The organism is Mycobacterium sp., assembly GCF_044223235.1.
Classification (GTDB): Bacteria; Actinomycetota; Actinomycetes; order Mycobacteriales; family Mycobacteriaceae; genus Mycobacterium.
Map to the genome: position 1 here is coordinate 314,310 of NZ_JBGAME010000001.1, position 17,177 is coordinate 331,486.

9 protein-coding genes are annotated in these 17,177 nt (G+C 69.5%); 8 read left to right on the plus strand and 1 reads right to left on the minus strand.

Annotated elements, in window-relative coordinates; all coding sequences use genetic code 11:
• Positions 1 to 21: 21 nt before the first annotated feature.
• Positions 22 to 1,284: an SPFH domain-containing protein gene (locus ADBZ6K_RS01445; protein WP_526344036.1), complete on the plus strand. Its 1,263-nt coding sequence runs from the start codon at positions 22 to 24 to the stop codon at positions 1,282 to 1,284.
• 52 nt (positions 1,285 to 1,336) lie between these two features.
• Here ADBZ6K_RS01445 and ADBZ6K_RS01450 read toward each other — a convergent pair whose 3' ends face one another.
• A complete protein-coding gene (locus ADBZ6K_RS01450) occupies positions 1,337 to 2,080 on the minus strand; it encodes a TVP38/TMEM64 family protein (protein WP_526344037.1) in 744 nt (247 codons plus the stop codon).
• Between the two features lie 107 nt (positions 2,081 to 2,187).
• On the opposite strand from ADBZ6K_RS01450, the gene mutA reads away from it, so the two are divergent.
• From mutA to ADBZ6K_RS01485, 7 genes are all read left to right on the plus strand, one after another.
• Complete coding sequence (mutA, locus tag ADBZ6K_RS01455) at positions 2,188 to 4,053, plus strand: methylmalonyl-CoA mutase small subunit (RefSeq protein WP_526344343.1); 1,866 nt, start codon at positions 2,188 to 2,190, stop codon at positions 4,051 to 4,053.
• A gap of 2 nt (positions 4,054 to 4,055) precedes the next feature.
• Positions 4,056 to 6,311, plus strand: coding sequence for a methylmalonyl-CoA mutase (gene scpA, locus ADBZ6K_RS01460; protein ID WP_526344038.1), 2,256 nt, complete (start codon positions 4,056 to 4,058; stop codon positions 6,309 to 6,311).
• 10 nt (positions 6,312 to 6,321) lie between these two features.
• Positions 6,322 to 7,311 carry a methylmalonyl Co-A mutase-associated GTPase MeaB gene (gene meaB / locus ADBZ6K_RS01465; RefSeq protein WP_526344039.1) on the plus strand — a complete coding sequence of 330 codons (990 nt, stop codon included), beginning with the start codon at positions 6,322 to 6,324 and terminating at the stop codon, positions 7,309 to 7,311.
• A 93-nt stretch (positions 7,312 to 7,404) separates the two neighbouring features.
• The gene (gene lipL, locus ADBZ6K_RS01470) at positions 7,405 to 8,670 is read left to right on the plus strand and encodes an esterase/beta-lactamase LipL (RefSeq protein WP_526344040.1); all 1,266 of its coding nucleotides are present in this window, start codon (positions 7,405 to 7,407) and stop codon (positions 8,668 to 8,670) included.
• A gap of 21 nt (positions 8,671 to 8,691) precedes the next feature.
• Complete coding sequence (locus tag ADBZ6K_RS01475; protein ID WP_526344041.1) at positions 8,692 to 9,399, plus strand: thioesterase II family protein; 708 nt, start codon at positions 8,692 to 8,694, stop codon at positions 9,397 to 9,399.
• 394 nt (positions 9,400 to 9,793) lie between these two features.
• Positions 9,794 to 11,539, plus strand: a complete 1,746-nt coding sequence (locus ADBZ6K_RS01480; RefSeq protein ID WP_526344042.1) for a fatty-acid--AMP ligase — start codon at positions 9,794 to 9,796, stop codon at positions 11,537 to 11,539.
• Between the two features lie 183 nt (positions 11,540 to 11,722).
• The gene (locus tag ADBZ6K_RS01485) at positions 11,723 to 17,086 is read left to right on the plus strand and encodes a type I polyketide synthase (RefSeq protein ID WP_526344043.1); all 5,364 of its coding nucleotides are present in this window, start codon (positions 11,723 to 11,725) and stop codon (positions 17,084 to 17,086) included.
• Positions 17,087 to 17,177: the final 91 nt, after the last annotated feature.

Sequence of the window (17,177 nt, forward strand, 5' to 3'; positions counted from 1 at the left end):
AGGACGAGGGAAGGATCGGGCATGGAAGGTGCGATCGCCGGGCTGGTGTTGCTGGCAGTCTTGGTGGTGCTCGCGGTCGTCGTCGTGGCGAAGTCGGTCGCGCTGATACCGCAGGCCGAGGCCGCGGTCATCGAGCGGCTCGGCCGCTACAGCCGTACGGTCAGCGGACAGCTGACGCTGCTGCTGCCGTTCATCGACCGCATCCGGGCGCGCGTCGACCTGCGTGAGCGGGTGGTGTCCTTCCCGCCCCAGCCGGTGATCACCGAGGACAACCTGACGCTGCACATCGACACCGTCGTGTACTTCCAGGTCACCAACCCGCAGGCCGCGGTCTACGCGATCAGCAACTACATCGTCGGCGTCGAGCAGCTGACCACCACCACGTTGCGCAACGTCGTGGGTGGGATGACGCTCGAGCAGACGCTGACCTCACGCGACCAGATCAACGCCCAGCTGCGTGGTGTGCTCGACGAGGCCACGGGCAAGTGGGGTCTGCGGGTCGCCCGCGTCGAACTGAAGGCGATCGACCCGCCGCCGTCCATCCAGGAGTCGATGGAAAAGCAGATGAAGGCCGACCGCGAGAAGCGCGCGATGATCCTGACCGCCGAGGGTGTGCGGGAGTCCTCGATCAAGCAGGCCGAGGGGCAGAAGCAGTCCCAGATCCTGGCGGCGGAAGGCGCCAAGCAGGCCGCGATCCTGGCCGCCGAGGCCGATCGGCAGTCGCGGATCCTGCGGGCCCAGGGTGAGCGTGCGGCGCAGTATCTGCAGGCGCAGGGTCAGGCGAAGGCCATCGAGAAGACGTTCGCCGCCATCAAGGCCGGACGGCCCACTCCGGAACTGCTGGCGTACCAGTATCTGCAGACGCTGCCGAAGATGGCGCAGGGCGAGGCAAACAAGGTGTGGGTGGTGCCCAGCGACTTCGGATCCGCACTGCAGGGTTTCACCAAGATGCTGGGCGCGCCGGGGGACGACGGGGTGTTCCGCTACCAGCCGTCACCGGTGGAGGACGATCTGTCCAGGCCCGAAGACGACAGCGACGAGGTCGCCGAATGGTTCTCCACCCAGTCCGATCCGGCCATCGTGCAGGCGGTCGCCAAGGCGGAGGCCGACGCCCGCAGCACGTCGGCTTCCGATGTGGTGACGCCCCGGACACCCCCGCTGCCCTCGAAACCCCCGACACCCTCGCTGCCGACCCAGCCCATCACCGCGAACTTCACCCCGCAGACGTCGCAGACGCCCCAGTACGCCCCGCCGCCAGGGGGCGGTGCGCACCGGGCGCCGTGAGGGCGGTGATCGTCGGTGCGTCAGGGTTTGGGTGCGTCAGGGTCTGGGTGAGTCAGGGTTTGGCGCGATGCTGCCTGCGGTGCGCGAAGATCTCGTAGATCAGACCGGCCACGCCGACAGCGGCGGTGCACGCCGACACCAGGAACAGCAGCGGGCTGACGTTGCCGGTCAGCGCGTCACCGAGGATTACCACGGCGGCTGTGCCCGGGAGCAGCCCGGCGACGGTGGCGACCGTGTAGGGGGTCATGCGCACCGCGGACGCGCCCGCCGTGTAGTTCAGCACCGAGAAGGGAACGGCGGGGATCATCCGCATCGCCAGGACGGCCGGCCAGCCTCGCTCACGGAGGCGGTCGTCGAGCGAATCGATGCGCGGATGCTTGATCAGCCGATTGAGTTGCCAGCCGACCGCGCGGATCAGCAGCATCGCCAGCACGGCACTGAGCGTGCTGGCCACCACCGCAATCGCCACGCCGAGCGCCGGTCCGAACAGCAAACCTGCGGCCAGGGTGAAGGCGGTGCGGGGGAACGGGAGCACGGTCACCAGGGAATGCGCGGCGAGGAAGGCGAGCGGGAACCACGGACCGACCGAGGTGGCCCAGTCTCGAAGTTGCACCGCCGTGGGCAGCGGAACCAGCAACGCGATTGCGGCAAGGATCACGACCGCCACCACGGCGGGGACGAAGCGCCGCCACGGCAGCTGCTGGGCCGCGGCGATAACCGCAGCGCGCAGCGCAATGACAGCGGATTTCACGATCTCCAAGACTACGGGCAATTCGTTAACAACACTTGTCCGCATCGCCGTGCTGTCTCGGCCCGGGACACACCGGTGTGACGGCGATCATTTAGCCTCATGGGCGGGCGATTCGCTCGCACGCTGCGACGACAGGAGATGCGGTGTCCGGTTTGGGGTCCAGTGCCAGCGGTGCTGTGGAATCCGAACGCGACCGATGGCGCGCGGCGGTGGCCGCCGTGCTTGCGAAGAGCACCCGGCGCGATCCGGCCGATCTGCCCGCCGAACCGGAACGGCTGCTGGACTCCCCGACCTATGAGGGCTTCGCGGTGCGGCCGCTGTACACCAGCCTCGACACGGTGCCGGAGCCGCCGCTGCCGGGGGACTGGCCCTTCGTCCGCGGCGCCGACGCGTTGCGCGACGTCAAGTCCGGCTGGAAGGTGGCCGAGGAGTTCCCCGTCGCGGGATCGGGTGTGGAGGACGGCAACGGGGCGGTGCTGCTGGCGCTCACCGAGGGCGTCAGCGCCCTGGTGCTGCGGGTCGGCGGTCCCGACGGCGTCGCGCCCGCCGAGCTGGACCGGCTGCTCGAGGGGGTCTTCGTCGACCTGGTGCCGGTGATCCTCGACACCCGCGACATCCGCGGGGATGGCGCCGACTACCTGGCCGCGACCGACGCGCTGTTGGCCCTGCTGACCGGGCTCGACGACGATCAGCGCTCGCGCCTGTCGGTGGATCTGGGTGCCGATCCGCTGACCGCGCCGCTGGAGAACCGGGGCGGCCCCGAGATCGCCGACGTGGTCGCCGCCGCGGCGAAGGCGATCGGCTTCGGCGGTTCGGTGCGCGCGATCACCGTCGACGGCCCCGCGTTCCACAATGCGGGTGCCAGCGCGTCGTGGGAGATCGCGGGCAGCATCGCGGCGGCAGTGGCCTACCTGCGGCTGCTCGGCGAGGGCGGGATCGCCGTCCCCGATGCACTGCGCCAGATCAGCTTCCGGTACGCGGCCGATGACGATCAGTTCATGACGATCGCCAAGTTGCGCGCCGCGCGCCAGCTCTGGGCCAGGGTGGCCGAAGTCGCCGGGGCGGGGGAGGCGGGCGGGGCGACCGTGCACGTCGTCAGCTCGCTGCCGATGATGGCGCAGCGCGATCCGTGGGTGAACATGCTGCGCACGACGCTGGCCGCATTCGGTGCCGGGGTCGGCGGAGCCGACACCGTGCTGGTCCACCCGTTCGACGTCGCCATCCCGGGTGGCGCGCCGCGCAGCTACACCCCGTTCGCGCGGCGCATCGCCCGGAACTCCCAGCTGCTGCTGCTCGAGGAGTCACATATCGGGCGGGTGCTGGACCCGGCGGGCGGGTCCTGGTTCGTCGAGGACCTCACCCGTGAGCTGGCCGAACAGGCGTGGCAGCACTTCCAGCAGATCGAGGCGCGTGGCGGTTTCGCCGACGCGCGCGACTACGTGGCGGCCCAGATCGGTGACGTCGCGGCGCGCCGGGCCGACGACATCGCCCACCGGCGCACCTCGCTCACCGGTGTCAACGAGTACCCGAATCTCGCGGAACCGCCGGTGCCCGAAGCCGACACCCCGTCGTCGGTGCACCGGTACGGGGCCGCATTCGAAGCGCTGCGGGACCGCTCCGACCGCCACCTGGAACGGACCGGATCGCGCCCGAAGGTGCTGCTGCTGCCGCTCGGCCCGCTGGCTGAACACAACATCCGCACCACCTTCGCCGCTAACCTGCTGGCCTCGGGCGGCATCGAGGCGGTGAACCCCGGCACCCTCGACGCCGCCGGCGTGGGTGCGGCGGTGTCGGATGCGGGTGCCCCGGTTGCCGTGATCTGCGGCACCGACGCGCGGTACGCCACCGAGGCATCCGACGTCGTCGCCGCGGCACGCGCCGCGGGCGCGGGCACGATCTACCTCGCCGGTCCACAGAAGGCGGTCGCCGAGGCGGCCAACCAGCCGGACGACTACCTCACCGCCAAGATTGACGCAGTATCGGCATTGTCCAACCTGCTCAGCACATTGGGAGCGTGATCATGACTGCGAGTAGCACACAGGGTGTCGGCGAGATCGGCAGCTTCCAGGACGTCCCTCTGGACGGCGGAACGGCGACCCAGCCGCCCACCGATGCCGACGTCGCGGAGCACGTGGCCGCCGCTGCCGCCGCCCACGGATACACCCCCGACCAGCTGGGCTGGGCCACGCCGGAGGGCATCGACGTCAAACCCGTCTACACCAGCGCCGACCGGGACGGCGCGGTCGCGGCGGGCTATCCGCTGGACAGCTTCCCCGGTGCGGTGCCCTACATCCGCGGGCCCTACCCGACGATGTACGTCAACCAGCCCTGGACCATCCGCCAGTACGCCGGGTTCTCCACCGCCGCGGAATCCAACGCGTTCTACCGCCGCAACCTGGCGGCGGGCCAGAAGGGCCTGTCGGTCGCCTTCGACCTGGCCACCCACCGCGGCTACGACTCTGATCATCCCCGCGTCCAGGGCGACGTGGGCATGGCGGGTGTGGCCATCGACTCGATCCTCGACATGCGCCAGCTGTTCGACGGGATCGACCTCGGCTCGGTCAGCGTGTCGATGACGATGAACGGGGCGGTGCTGCCGGTGCTGGCGCTGTATGTGGTGGCCGCCGAGGAGCAGGGGGTGCCGCCGGAGAAGCTTGCCGGGACCATCCAGAACGACATCCTCAAGGAGTTCATGGTCCGCAACACCTATATCTATCCGCCGAAGGCGTCGATGCGGATCATCTCCGACATCTTCGGCTACACCAGCGCCAAGATGCCGCGGTTCAACTCGATCTCCATCTCGGGCTATCACATCCAGGAGGCCGGGGCGACCGCCGACCTGGAGCTTGCCTACACGCTTGCCGACGGCGCCGAGTACATCAGGGCCGGGCTGGATGCCGGGCTGGACATCGACAAGTTCGCACCCCGGCTGTCGTTCTTCTGGGGCATCGGGATGAACTTCTTCATGGAGGTGGCCAAGCTGCGCGCGGGCAGGCTGCTGTGGAGCGAGCTGGTCGGACAGTTCGACCCCAAGAGCGCCAAATCGCAGTCGCTGCGCACACATTCGCAGACGTCGGGCTGGTCGCTGACCGCCCAGGACGTGTTCAACAACGTCGCACGCACCTGTATCGAAGCGATGGCCGCCACCCAGGGGCACACCCAGTCGCTGCACACCAACGCGCTCGACGAGGCGCTCGCGCTGCCGACGGACTTCTCGGCCCGCATCGCCCGCAACACCCAGCTGCTGCTGCAGCAGGAGTCGGGCACCACCCGCCCGATCGATCCGTGGGGCGGTTCGTACTACGTCGAATGGCTTACCCACCAGCTCGTCGAGAAGGCGCGCGCACACATCGACGAGGTGGCCGCACACGGCGGGATGGCCCAGGCGATCAGCGACGGCATCCCCAAGCTGCGCATCGAGGAGGCGGCCGCGCGCACGCAGGCCCGCATCGATTCGGGTCAGCAGACCGTGATCGGGGTGAACCGGTACCAGGTCGACGAGGATCAGGAGATCGAGGTCCTCAAGGTCGAGAACAGCCGGGTGCGCGCCGAGCAGATCGCCAAACTGGAACGGCTGCGCGCTGAGCGCGACCAGGCCGCCGTCGACGCCGCGCTGGCGGAACTGTCCCGCGCGGCCGGTGGTCTGGGCGGTAGCGGGCTGGACGACAACCTGCTGGCGCTGGCCATCGACGCGGCGCGGGCCAAGGCCACCGTCGGCGAGATCTCCGATGCGCTGGAGAAGGTGTACGGGCGCCACCAGGCGGAGATCCGCACGATCGCAGGCGTGTACCGCGACGAGGTGGGGAGGACGAGCAACGTGGGTGCCGCAACCGAACTGGTGGAGGCGTTCGCCGAGGCGGACGGCCGCAGGCCGCGCATCCTGGTCGCCAAGATGGGGCAGGACGGCCACGACCGCGGTCAGAAGGTGATCGCCACCGCCTTCGCCGACATCGGCTTCGACGTGGACGTCGGCTCGCTGTTCTCCACGCCGGAGGAGGTGGCCCGCCAAGCCGCCGACAACGACGTGCACGTCGTCGGGGTGTCGTCGCTGGCCGCCGGTCACCTGACGCTGGTGCCGGCGCTGCGCGACGCGCTGGCCGAGGTCGGCAGGTCCGACATCATGATCGTGGTCGGCGGGGTGATCCCGCCCGGTGACTTCGGCGAGCTTTATCAGGCCGGCGCTACCGCGATCTTCCCGCCGGGGACGGTGATCGCCGACGCCGCCATCGACCTACTGAAGAAGCTGGCCAAGCGGCTGGGCTACGAACTCGGCTGACCTGAGGCAAATGGCACCCACTGTCGCCCCGACTGTTCACGAGCTCGCCGGGGCGCTCCGCAATGGTGACCGGTCGGCGTTGGCGCGTGCCATCACGCTGGTCGAATCGACGAGGTCCGACCACCGGGCCAAGGCCCAGGAACTGCTGCTCGCGTTGATGCCCGACGCCGGCCGGGCCCTGCACGTCGGCATCACCGGCGTGCCGGGGGTGGGGAAGTCCACCACCATCGAGGCGCTCGGCATGTACCTGATCGACGGCGGGCAGCGGGTGGCGGTGCTGGCCGTCGACCCATCCTCGACCCGCACGGGCGGATCGATCCTGGGCGACAAGACCAGGATGGCCCGCCTGGCCGTGCATCCGGATGCCTACATCCGGCCGTCGCCGACCTCGGGCACCCTCGGCGGGGTGGCCAGGGCGACCCGCGAGACGATCGTGCTGCTCGAGGCGGCCGGCTTCGATGTGATCCTGGTCGAGACGGTCGGGGTCGGTCAGTCCGAGGTCACCGTCGCCAACATGGTGGATACGTTCGTGTTCCTGACCCTGGCGCGCACCGGGGATCAGCTGCAGGGCATCAAGAAGGGTGTCCTCGAACTCGCGGACATCGTCGTCGTCAACAAGGCCGACGGAGCCCACGCCGCCGAGGCAAAGGTCGCCGCGCGCGAGCTCTCCGGCGCGATGCGGCTGATCCATCCTCGTGAAAGTCTTTGGCGCCCACCGGTTCTCACGATGAGCGCGATGGAGGGTACGGGCCTTGCCGAGCTGTGGGACACCGTGCTGAAGCATCGGCGGGTGCTCAGCGAGGCCGGGGAGTTCGACGCCAAGCGCCGCGCCCAGCAAATCGACTGGACCTGGTCGATGGTGCGCGACACGGTGCTGGACCGGGTGATGTCCAACCCTGAGGTCCGCGCCATCCGCGGTGAGGTGGAGCGTCAGGTGCGCGAGGGCGAGCTGACGCCGGCGCTGGCGGCCGAACGGATACTCGGAGCGGCCAAACATTAGCCCGCGCTACCCGTCGGCCCGGTGCTCCCGTGGGTATTTAACAGATCAGTAACACGCACATTATTAGCCGGGGTTGCAGGTAAATTCATACCTGTGACGGAGGTCTCCACGCGGGGGCGCAATGGTGCGCTCCCGCACGGTGTCCAGGGCGCGGCGGATTCACATTTCGCCCCGACCCTGCTGGCGTTCGCGCAGATGTTTCCCGGCCGCTGGTTCGGCGGCGGAGCGCTCTCGGTATACCTGCACGGACAGCCGGTGGTGGATGTCTGGACCGGCTATGCCGACCGGCGTGGCACCGTGCGCTGGGGCGCCGACACCGGCGCCATGGTGTTCTCGGCGACCAAGGGGATGGCTTCCACGGTCATCCACCGGCTGGTCGACCGCGGCCTGATCGACTACGACGTCCCGGTGGCCGACTACTGGCCCGACTTCGGGGCGAACGGCAAGACGGACATCACCGTGCGCGACGTGATGCGCCACCGCTCCGGGCTGTCCCAGCTCAACGGCCTCACCAAGGGTGACCTGCTCGACCATGAGCTGATGGAGAAGCGGCTGGCGGCCGCCCCCGTCAACCGGTTGCTGGTCGGACGGTCGGCCTACCACGCCCTGACCTACGGCTGGTTGCTGTCCGGGCTGGCCCGCGCGGTCACCGGTAGGGGCATGCGTGAACTGTTCCGCACGGAGCTGGCGGGCCCGTTGAACACCGACGGGCTGCACCTGGGGCGCCCGCCCGTCGACGCGCCGACGCAGGCGGCGCAGGTACTGGCCCCGCAGAGCACCTTCCACAACCCGATCTTCGATTTCTTCGCGCCCCGGGTGGCGGGCTGGCAGTTGTCGGGCGCCTTCGGTGCGATGTATTTCACCGGCATGAAGGCCGTCATCCAGGGCGACACCCCGTTTCTGGACTCGGAGATCCCGTCGGCCAACGCGGTCGCGACCGCGCGTGGGCTGGCCAAGATGTACGGCGCGATCGCCAACGAGGGCAGGATGGACGGCGGCCAGTTCCTGTCGCCGCGAACCGCCAACGGACTGACCGGCCGCATCGACTGGTCGCCGGACTGGAACCTCTTCGTGCCGCTGGCCTTCCATCACGGCTACCACGGTCTGCCGCTGGCGATGATGCCCGGATTCGGCCACGTCGGCCTCGGTGGTTCGCTGGGCTGGGCCGATCCGTCCACCGGCCTCGCGTTCGGGTTCGTCCACAACCGCCTGGTCACCCCGATGCTCTTCGACATGGGGGCCTTCGTCGGCCTGAACATGCTGATCCGGTGTGACGCGAGCCGCGCCCGCAGGCGCGGTTACCAGGTCGTACCCGACTTCGGCTCGCCCTACGACGAACAGACGCCGGTCGCGGGGTAGCGCACGCGGTAGGGTGACCGCGTGACAGGCCAGGCGCCAACGCTGTACATCTTTCCGCACGCGGGCGGGTCCCCGACGTTCTACGTGCCGTTCGCCAAGACCTTCACCACCGACATCAAGCGCATCGCCGTGCAGTACCCGGGTAAGGGCGGCACGCACGACCTGGGGGCGTTCACCAGCATCGCAGACCTCGCCGACGCGGTATGCGAGAAGCTGCCCCCCGTCGATGCGGAGAGCCGCATCGCGTTCTTCGGGCACAGCATGGGCTCCCTGGTGGCGTTCGAGGTCGCCAGGCGCTTCGAGGGCGAGGGCCACCCGATTGCGGCGCTGTTCGTCTCGGCGTGTGCGGCACCCGGCCGCAGCGGCTACGACTACATCCCCGAGTCGGATCGGGGTCTGCTGGACGTGGTCGCCGAGATGACGGGCGTCAACCCCGAGTTCCTCGAGAACGAGGAGTTCAAGGCCAGGATCCTGCCGACGCTGCGCGGGTTCAAGGCCATCACGAAATACACCTGTCCGCCGGAGGCGACGGTGTCCTGTCCTATCCATGCCTACTACGCCGACGACGACGAGGTCGCCACCGACGAGAAAGTGGCGCCCTGGGCGGAGCGCACCACAGCGGAATTCTCCATGCGGAAGTTTGCTGGCCACCACTTTTACCTGACCGATCACTTGCCTGAACTCGTGGGGGACATCGAGGGGCGGATCGCGGCGCGAATTGGCGGCTGACTTGGGCCGTTCGAATCGTATCTGTCGACTCTTGTCACTCAGCTAACATGATTTCGAACTTACTCCAGAGTAAGATAGACGCCTGTCAAGATGGTTGCCCATGGTGTTGTCCCAGCGCGGGCAACCAATCCGGCCCGCCCGATCCGGGTGGTCAACACCACGGCTGTAACGCTTCTCCAGCCCGGAACGATGTCGTTGACGTGGTGTATTTGCCCTGGTCTGCGCTCGTTCGGGCGCCGCGCGGAGTGCTCGCCCCAGTAAGGCGTCGGTGAGCGTTCGGTGTTAGCCTTCTGCGCGAGGGGTCATGTCCGGCCGGTTGCGACCGGGCAAATTTCTGTCACTCGGCGTTCAGCCTGAACACGCCGGCCGGACGGGGAAAGGTGCTGTGAAACCCGTGGATTTAGTCGATACTTCTATCCCCGCTGCGCTCGAAACGCGTGCGCAGCAGCAGCCCGATGACGTCGCATTCACCTTCCTCGATTACGAAGTAGATCCCGATGGGTTTGCTGAAACGTTGACCTGGGGGGAGCTGTACCAGCGGGTGCGCGTCGTCGCGCGTGAGCTGACGCGGCACGGGTCCGCGGGCGACCGGGTGGCGATCATGGCACCCCAGGGCCTGGACTACATCGTCGGACTGCTCGGAGCGCTGGAGGCCGGCCTCATCGCCGTACCGCTGTCGGTGCCGATGTTCGGTGTGCACGACGAGCGCGTTTCGGGGGCACTGAAGGATTCCGCGCCGGTCGCCGTGATCACCGCCTCATCGAAGGTCGACGACCTGATGCCGACCGTATCCGCGGTGCTGGGCTCACCGGTCGTCATCGAGGTCGACGCGCTGGACCTCGACACCCCGGCGCCGCCGTTCCAGACCTACCGGGCACAGTCGAAGACCGCATTCCTGCAGTACACATCGGGATCGACGCGTTCACCCGCGGGCGTGATGGTGTCGCACGAGAACCTCGTCGCGAACCTCAAGCAGATCAAGGCCGACTACTTCGAGGACACCGGCGGGGTTCCGCCACCCGACACCACCGTCGTCTCGTGGTTGCCCTTCTACCACGACATGGGCTTGATGCTGGGGATCTTCGGACCGATCTCCTACGGCTTCCACGCCGTCCTCACCAGCCCGATGGCCTTCCTGCAGAAGCCCGCGCGGTGGATGCAGCTGGTGGCCTCCAACTCGCGACCGGTGTCGCCCGCCCCGAACTTCGCCTATGAGCTGGCCGTGCGCCGGACCTCCGACGCGGACATGGCCGGGCTCGACCTTAGCCACGTTCTCAGCCTCGTGACGGGCGCGGAGCGCATTCACGCCTCCACGCTGCGGCGCTTCACCGAGCGGTTCGCCCCGTTCAACCTTCCCGACACGGCGCTACGCTCCGCCTACGGCCTGGCGGAGGCGACCGTCTACGTCGGCTCCGCGCTGCCGGGCCGGCCGTTGCCGACCGTCCGGTTCTCCTACGACAAGCTGTCGGCGGGCTACGCGGAGCGCTGCTCGGACGAAGGCGGTGTCGAGCTGGTCAGCCACGGTCCGCCACGCACCTGCACGGTGCGGATCGTCGACCCGGAGACCCGGCAGGAGAACGCTGCGGGCAAGGTCGGCGAGATCTGGGTGCGCGGCGAGAACGTGGCGTCCGGCTACTGGCGAAACCCGCAGCAATCGGCGCGCACCTTCGGCGGCGAGCTGGTCGATCCATCCCCCGGCACGCCGAAGGACAGCTGGCTTCGGACCGGGGATCTCGGCGTCATCTCCGACGGCGAGCTGTTCATCATCGGCCGCATCAAGGACCTGCTCATCGTCGACGGCCGCAATCACTACCCCGACGACATCGAGGCGACCATCCAGGAGATCAGCGGCGGGCGGGTCGCGGCGATCTCCATCGCGGACGGTCAGAGCGAACGGCTGGTCACCATCGTCGAACTCAAGAACCGCGGCAAGTCCGAAGCCGAGGTCATGAGCCGGTTCCAGGATGTGAAGCGGGAGGTGACGTCGGCGGTCGCGAAGACACACGGTCTGCGAGTGGCCGATATCGTGCTGGTGCCCCCCGGATCCATCCCGATCACCACGAGCGGAAAGATCCGTCGCGCGGCGTGCGGCGAGATCTATCGGCAGGAGGGCTTCGCGCGGCTGGTCGCCACCGCATGACGTTGTCTGCCGACCCGCGCCTGGCCAACGGCGGCCGGGAAACGGGTCCGGCACCTCGGGTACGGCAGGGTTCTCCCTGACCCGCGTGCCGTCCACCGCCAGTGATGGCCGTGGCGGCACGCAGCCCGCGTTGCGCGGAGAACCATCCGCTCAACAGCTTTTCGAAAGGTCGAACCGAGCACGATGACTACTGCATCAGCGGACCGTCGCGGCATCATCACCGAGGCACTGCGCAAGATCGATGACCTCAGCGCACGCCTGGAGATCGCCGAGAAAGGTGACACCGAGCCGATTGCCGTGGTCGGGTTGGGTTGTCGGCTGCCCGGCGGGGTGCACGACGCGGAGGGCTTCTGGGAGTTCCTGCGCGACGGGGGCAACGGCGTCGTGCGGGTGCCGGCGCAGCGTTGGGACGCCGACGCCTTCTACTCCCCGGATTACACCGTGCCCGGCACGATCTGCACCCGCGACGGCGGATTCCTCACCTCGTGGCAGCCCGACGAGTTCGACGCGGAGTTCTTCGGCCTCTCGCCGCGCGAGGCGGCAGCGATGGATCCGCAGCAGCGCCTGTTGCTCGAAGTTGCCTGGGAGGCACTGGAAAACGCGGGGATCACCAGCCAGGGCATCCGCGGCACCCAGACCTCGGTGTTCGTCGGCATGACCACCTACGACTACTCGCTGAGCCTGGCCGGCCGACTGCGTCCCGACGAACTCGACCCGCACATCCCGTTCGGCAACGCCTCGAACTTCGCCGCCGGCCGGCTGTCCTATTTCCTGGGGGTGCACGGCCCGGCGGTGGTCATCGACACGGCGTGTTCGTCGTCGCTGGTGGCGGTGCACCTGGCGTGCCAGAGCCTGCGCAGGCGGGAGAGCGATCACGCGATCGCGGCCGGGGTGAACCTGATCCTGAGCCCGGAGAACAGCATCGCCTGCTCGCGCTGGGGGATGCTGGCACCCGACGGCCGCTGCAAGACCTTCGACGCCAGTGCGAACGGCTACGTCCGCAGCGAGGGGTGCGGAGCGGTGGTGCTCAAGCGGTTGAGCGACGCCCTGCGCGACGGTGACTCGGTGCTGGCGGTGGTGCGGGGGTCCGCGGTCAACCAGGACGGTCCCAGCAGCGGGCAGACGGTCCCGAGCGGTCCGGCACAGCAGGCCCTGATGCGCCAGACGCTGGCCGCGGCGCGGCTGAAGGCCTCCGACATCGACTACATCGAAGCGCACGGCACGGGCACCGCACTCGGTGATCCGATCGAGCTGGAGGCCCTGAGCCAGGTCTACTCGGAGCGTGGCGACTCCGCACCGCTGGTGCTGGGTTCGGTGAAAACCAACCTGGGACATCTGGAGTCGGCGGCGGGTATCGCGGGTTTCATCAAGACCGTCCTGAGCGTCCAACACGGCTACATACCGCGGCATCTGCACTTCGAGGAGCTCACCCCGCGCGCCAGCGAGGGTGCGACCCGGTTCGCCATACCGGCGCAGGGGATGGAGTGGCCCGCGTCCGGGCGCGTCCGGCGGGCCGGGGTGTCCTCGTTCGGGGTCAGCGGAACCAACGCTCACGTGCTGCTGGAGCAGGCCCCCCTCGTCGATCCCGTCGTCGATCCCGTTACCGGTCCCGTCGTCGATGGAGCCGAGCCGGCGGTGACCACGCTGGTCATCTCCGGGAAGACGCAGGCGCGGGTCGCGTCGATGGCCGCAATGCTGGCCGACTGGATGGACGGCGCAGGCGCCGGGGTGCGGCTGGCCGATGTGGCCCACGCGGTCAACCACCATCGCACCCGACACGGCAAGTTCGCCAGTGTGACCGCGCGCGATCGTGGCCGGGCGGTGGCGGGACTGCGCGCCCTGGCCGACGGGGGATCGGCCCCCGGCGCGGTCGGACCGCACGACGGACCGTGCCGCCCGGGCACGGTGTTCGTCTACTCCGGCCAGGGTTCTCAGTGGCCCGGCATGGGCGCGCAGCTGCTCACCGACGAGCCCGTGTTCGCCGCCGCGATCGACGAGATGGAGCCGGCTTTCGTCGAGCACGCCGGGTTCTCTCTCCGGCAGGTGCTGGAGTCCGGCGAGCCGGTGGTCGGCATCGAGCGCATCCAGCCGGTGCTGGTGGGCATTCAGCTGGCGCTGACGGCACTGTGGCGCTCGTACGGCGTGGAGCCCGATGCGGTGATCGGCCACTCGATGGGGGAGGTGGCCGCCGCGGTGGTGGCGGGGGCGCTCACCGTCGCCGAGGGCCTGCAGGTGATCTCGACGCGCTCGCGGCTGATGTCGCGACTGGCGGGCCAGGGTGCGATGGCACTGCTGGAGCTGGATGCGCCGTCGGCTGAGGCGCTGATTGCCGACTACCCCGACGTCACCGTGGCGGTGTACGCGTCGCCGCGCCAGACCGTGATCGCCGGACCGCCTCAGCAGGTGGACGCGGTGATCGCGCGGGTGGAAGCCGACGACAGGCTGGCCCGCCGCATCGAGGTGGACGTCGCATCCCACCATCCGACGATCGACCCGATATTGCCCGAGCTGCGCATCGCCCTCGCGAACCTGGCGCCCATCACCCCGAAGATCCCACTCATCAGCACGACCGGACACGGCAGCGGGGAAGCCGACGGGGATGCGCCGGTGGTCGACGCCGACTACTGGGTGGCCAATCTGCGCAATCCCGTGCGGTTCAGCCAGGCCGTGGCCGCCGCGGGCACCGAGCATGCGACGTTCATCGAGGTCAGCCCCCACCCGCTGCTTACGTACGCGATCGCGGACACGCTGGGCGACGCGCATCACCACAGCCTCGGCACCCTGCAGCGAGACGAACACGACACGCTGACCTTCCACACCAACCTCAACGCCACCCACACCGTCCGGCCACCGGCCACCGAGCACCCGAAGGGGTCCTACCCGGTTCTGCCCGCGACGCCCTGGCATCACACGAGGCACTGGATCGACGTCGACGACCGGCTCGGTGTCGCCGGGTCCACGCCCAGGCGCGGCACGTTGCTCGGCGACCGCGTCGAGCTGGCCACCACACCGCCCGCCTACCTGTGGCAGGCGCGGCTGACCCCCGACGTCAAGCCCTATCCCGGCTCCCATCGGATCCGCGGAGTCGACGTGGTTCCGGCATCGGTTCTGCTGCAGACGCTTTCGGCCGCTGCCGAGGAGAGCGGCGCGTCGACGGTGTCCGAGGTGCGCTTCGAGTATCCGATCGTCGTCGATCAGCCGCGGCTGATCCAGGTGATCGCCGACGACGAATCCGTCACCGTCTCGTCGAGTTCCGCCTCGGCGAACCAGTGGGTGAGGCACGTCAGGGCGCGCATCGCCCGCGGTACGCCCGATGTCGCGTCCCAAGGCGGGTCCGGGGGCGGGTCCGGCGACGCCGGCGCCGCACCCTCGGACCTCGACGCGGCGTCGATCGCCGAACTGCAACAGGCGTGGGGGTTGGAGGGCCAGCCGTTCGAGTGGTCGATCACCTCGTGCCGGTCCACGCCGAACGCCTTGCACGCCGAGGTCGAACTGCCGCAGGCCTCGGCATCGACCTTGGCGCCTGCGCTGCTCGACGCCGCCGTGCACGTCGCCCGGCTGGTGGACATCTCCAACGACCGGCTGATGTTCCCGGCGGGCGTCGACAGCGTGACCGTCGGGGCCGAACCGGGCACCGGACTCGGTTCGGTCGACGTGCGCCGGCGCGACGGAGCCGAGGGCGAACTCGTCGTCGACATCACGATCACCGCGCCCGACGGCCGGACCTGCTTCGACATCCGTGCGCTGCGCTACGCGGACGCCGAAGCGGCTCCAGAACAGGGGACCGGCCGCGATGATCCCGGCGCCATGGTGCACGCCATCGAATGGCAGCCCTGGGATCTGGGCGCCGATGCCGCCGCGCCCGCAGGCACCGGACACCCCTGCGCCGTCGTCGGCGACGTCGACGCGGGCCTGCGCGATCGGCTCGCCGCGGCCGGCTATCCCGCTGTCGGCGTCGATCAGGCCAGGTACGTGCTCTACGTGGCCGCGCCTGCCGCCGTGGGCGACACCGACATCGACGGTGCGGCACGGCTCGCGGCGGAGGTGGCCGACCTCGTCGCCAGGCTCGCCGCCCGCGACGACGCCAACCCTGCCACGCTGTGGATCGTCACCAGCGGCGTTCGGGACGCCGCTACCGACACCGCGCTGCAGCACAGCAGCCTGTGGGGTCTGGCCGGCGTCGTCGGCGCCGAACAGCCCCAGCTGTGGGGTGGTCTGGTCGACCTCCCCGCCGGTACGGACATCGCGGGTCACGCGCCCGCGCTGGCGTCGGTACTGCGCACACCGGCGAAATCCATCCTCTCGCTGCGCGACGGCGAATTCTTCGCACCCGCGCTGGCGCCGGTCTCGGGCACTCCGGTGCGGGAGCCCCTGCGCTGCCGCCCCGACGCGGCCTACCTCGTCACCGGCGGCATGGGCGCGCTCGGTCTGCTGATGGCGGACTGGCTGGCCGACAAGGGCGCCCGGCGCCTGGTGCTGGCCGGCCGCAGCGCGCTGCCGCCCCGGCGCGACTGGGACGACGACGCGCTCGCGCCGGAGCTGCGGCGCAGGATCGCCGCCATCCGGGAGCTGGAGACGCGTGGGGTAACCGTCGAGATCGCCGTCCTCGACATCGGGTCCTCCGAGGCGGTGAACGCCCTGCTCGCCCGCCGCGACGCGGACGGTGCGGCGCCGATCCGCGGTGTCATCCACGCCGCGGGCGTCACCGACAGCCAGCTGCTCACCGAGATCGACGAAAGCCGTCTGCGCGCCACCATGGGGCCGAAGATCGCGGGCGGCCGCGCGCTGCACGACGCGTTCCCGCCGGACAGCCTCGACTTCCTGTTCCTGACCGCTTCGGCGGGTGCGGTGTTCGGGGTGCCGGGGCAGGGCGCGTACGCGGCGGGCAACGCCTACCTCGACGGCCTGGCCAGAGCCCGGCACCGGGCCGGGGGCTACACCGCCAGCCTGGACTGGGTGGCCTGGCATGGCCTCGGATTCGCCGCGGGAGCCGACGTCGTCGTGCAGGAACTCGAACGGGTGGGTTCGCGGCCGGTCACGCCCGGTGAAGCCTTCGCCGCCTGGGAGTACCTGGCCCGTCACGACGTCCCGCAGGCGGTGATGGTCCCGAAGCCGTCGGCCGGCGAGCCCGCACCTGCCGCAGCCGAACTCCGCTCGGCCGCGGCATGGGCGCAGATGTCCCCGTCGGAGCTGCGCCGCGAGCTGCAGACCGGGCTGAAGGCCATCCTCGCCCGCGAGCTTCGGATGGCGGAGGGCGAACTCGAATCGGACCGTCCGTTCGCGGAGCTGGGTCTCAACTCGGTGATGGCGATGTCGGTGCGACGCGCAGCCGAACAGCTGGTGGGTGTCGAGCTGTCGGCGACCATGCTGTGGAATCATCCGACGGTCGAGTCGCTGGCGGGTTATCTCGCCACCAAGCTGTCGCCCGAGGAGCCCGAGGATGTGGTGAACGGGACCGATCCCCTGGCCGACGGCGAAGGCAGCGTGTTGGACGAATTGTTCGACAGCGTCGAGTTGGCCTCCGGTGGCTGGGACAGCGGAATCTGATGAGGACCGCTGGGAACTGATGTTGACCACTGGGAAACTGACGGACGCCGCCGCCGCGCTCGGCTCCGGCGTCGGGTGCCCGCGATGTGAT

Bases quoted from the DNA above. Each gene is read 5' to 3' on its own strand.
- ADBZ6K_RS01445 (WP_526344036.1), top strand. From the start codon at position 22: ATGGAAGGTGCGATCGCCGGGCTGGTGTTGCTGGCAGTCTTGGTGGTG.
- ADBZ6K_RS01450 (WP_526344037.1), bottom strand. From the start codon at position 2,080: ATGCGGACAAGTGTTGTTAACGAATTGCCCGTAGTCTTGGAGATCGTG.
- scpA (WP_526344038.1), top strand. From the start codon at position 4,056: ATGACTGCGAGTAGCACACAGGGTGTCGGCGAGATCGGCAGCTTCCAG.
- meaB (WP_526344039.1), top strand. From the start codon at position 6,322: ATGGCACCCACTGTCGCCCCGACTGTTCACGAGCTCGCCGGGGCGCTC.
- ADBZ6K_RS01485 (WP_526344043.1), top strand. From the start codon at position 11,723: ATGACTACTGCATCAGCGGACCGTCGCGGCATCATCACCGAGGCACTG.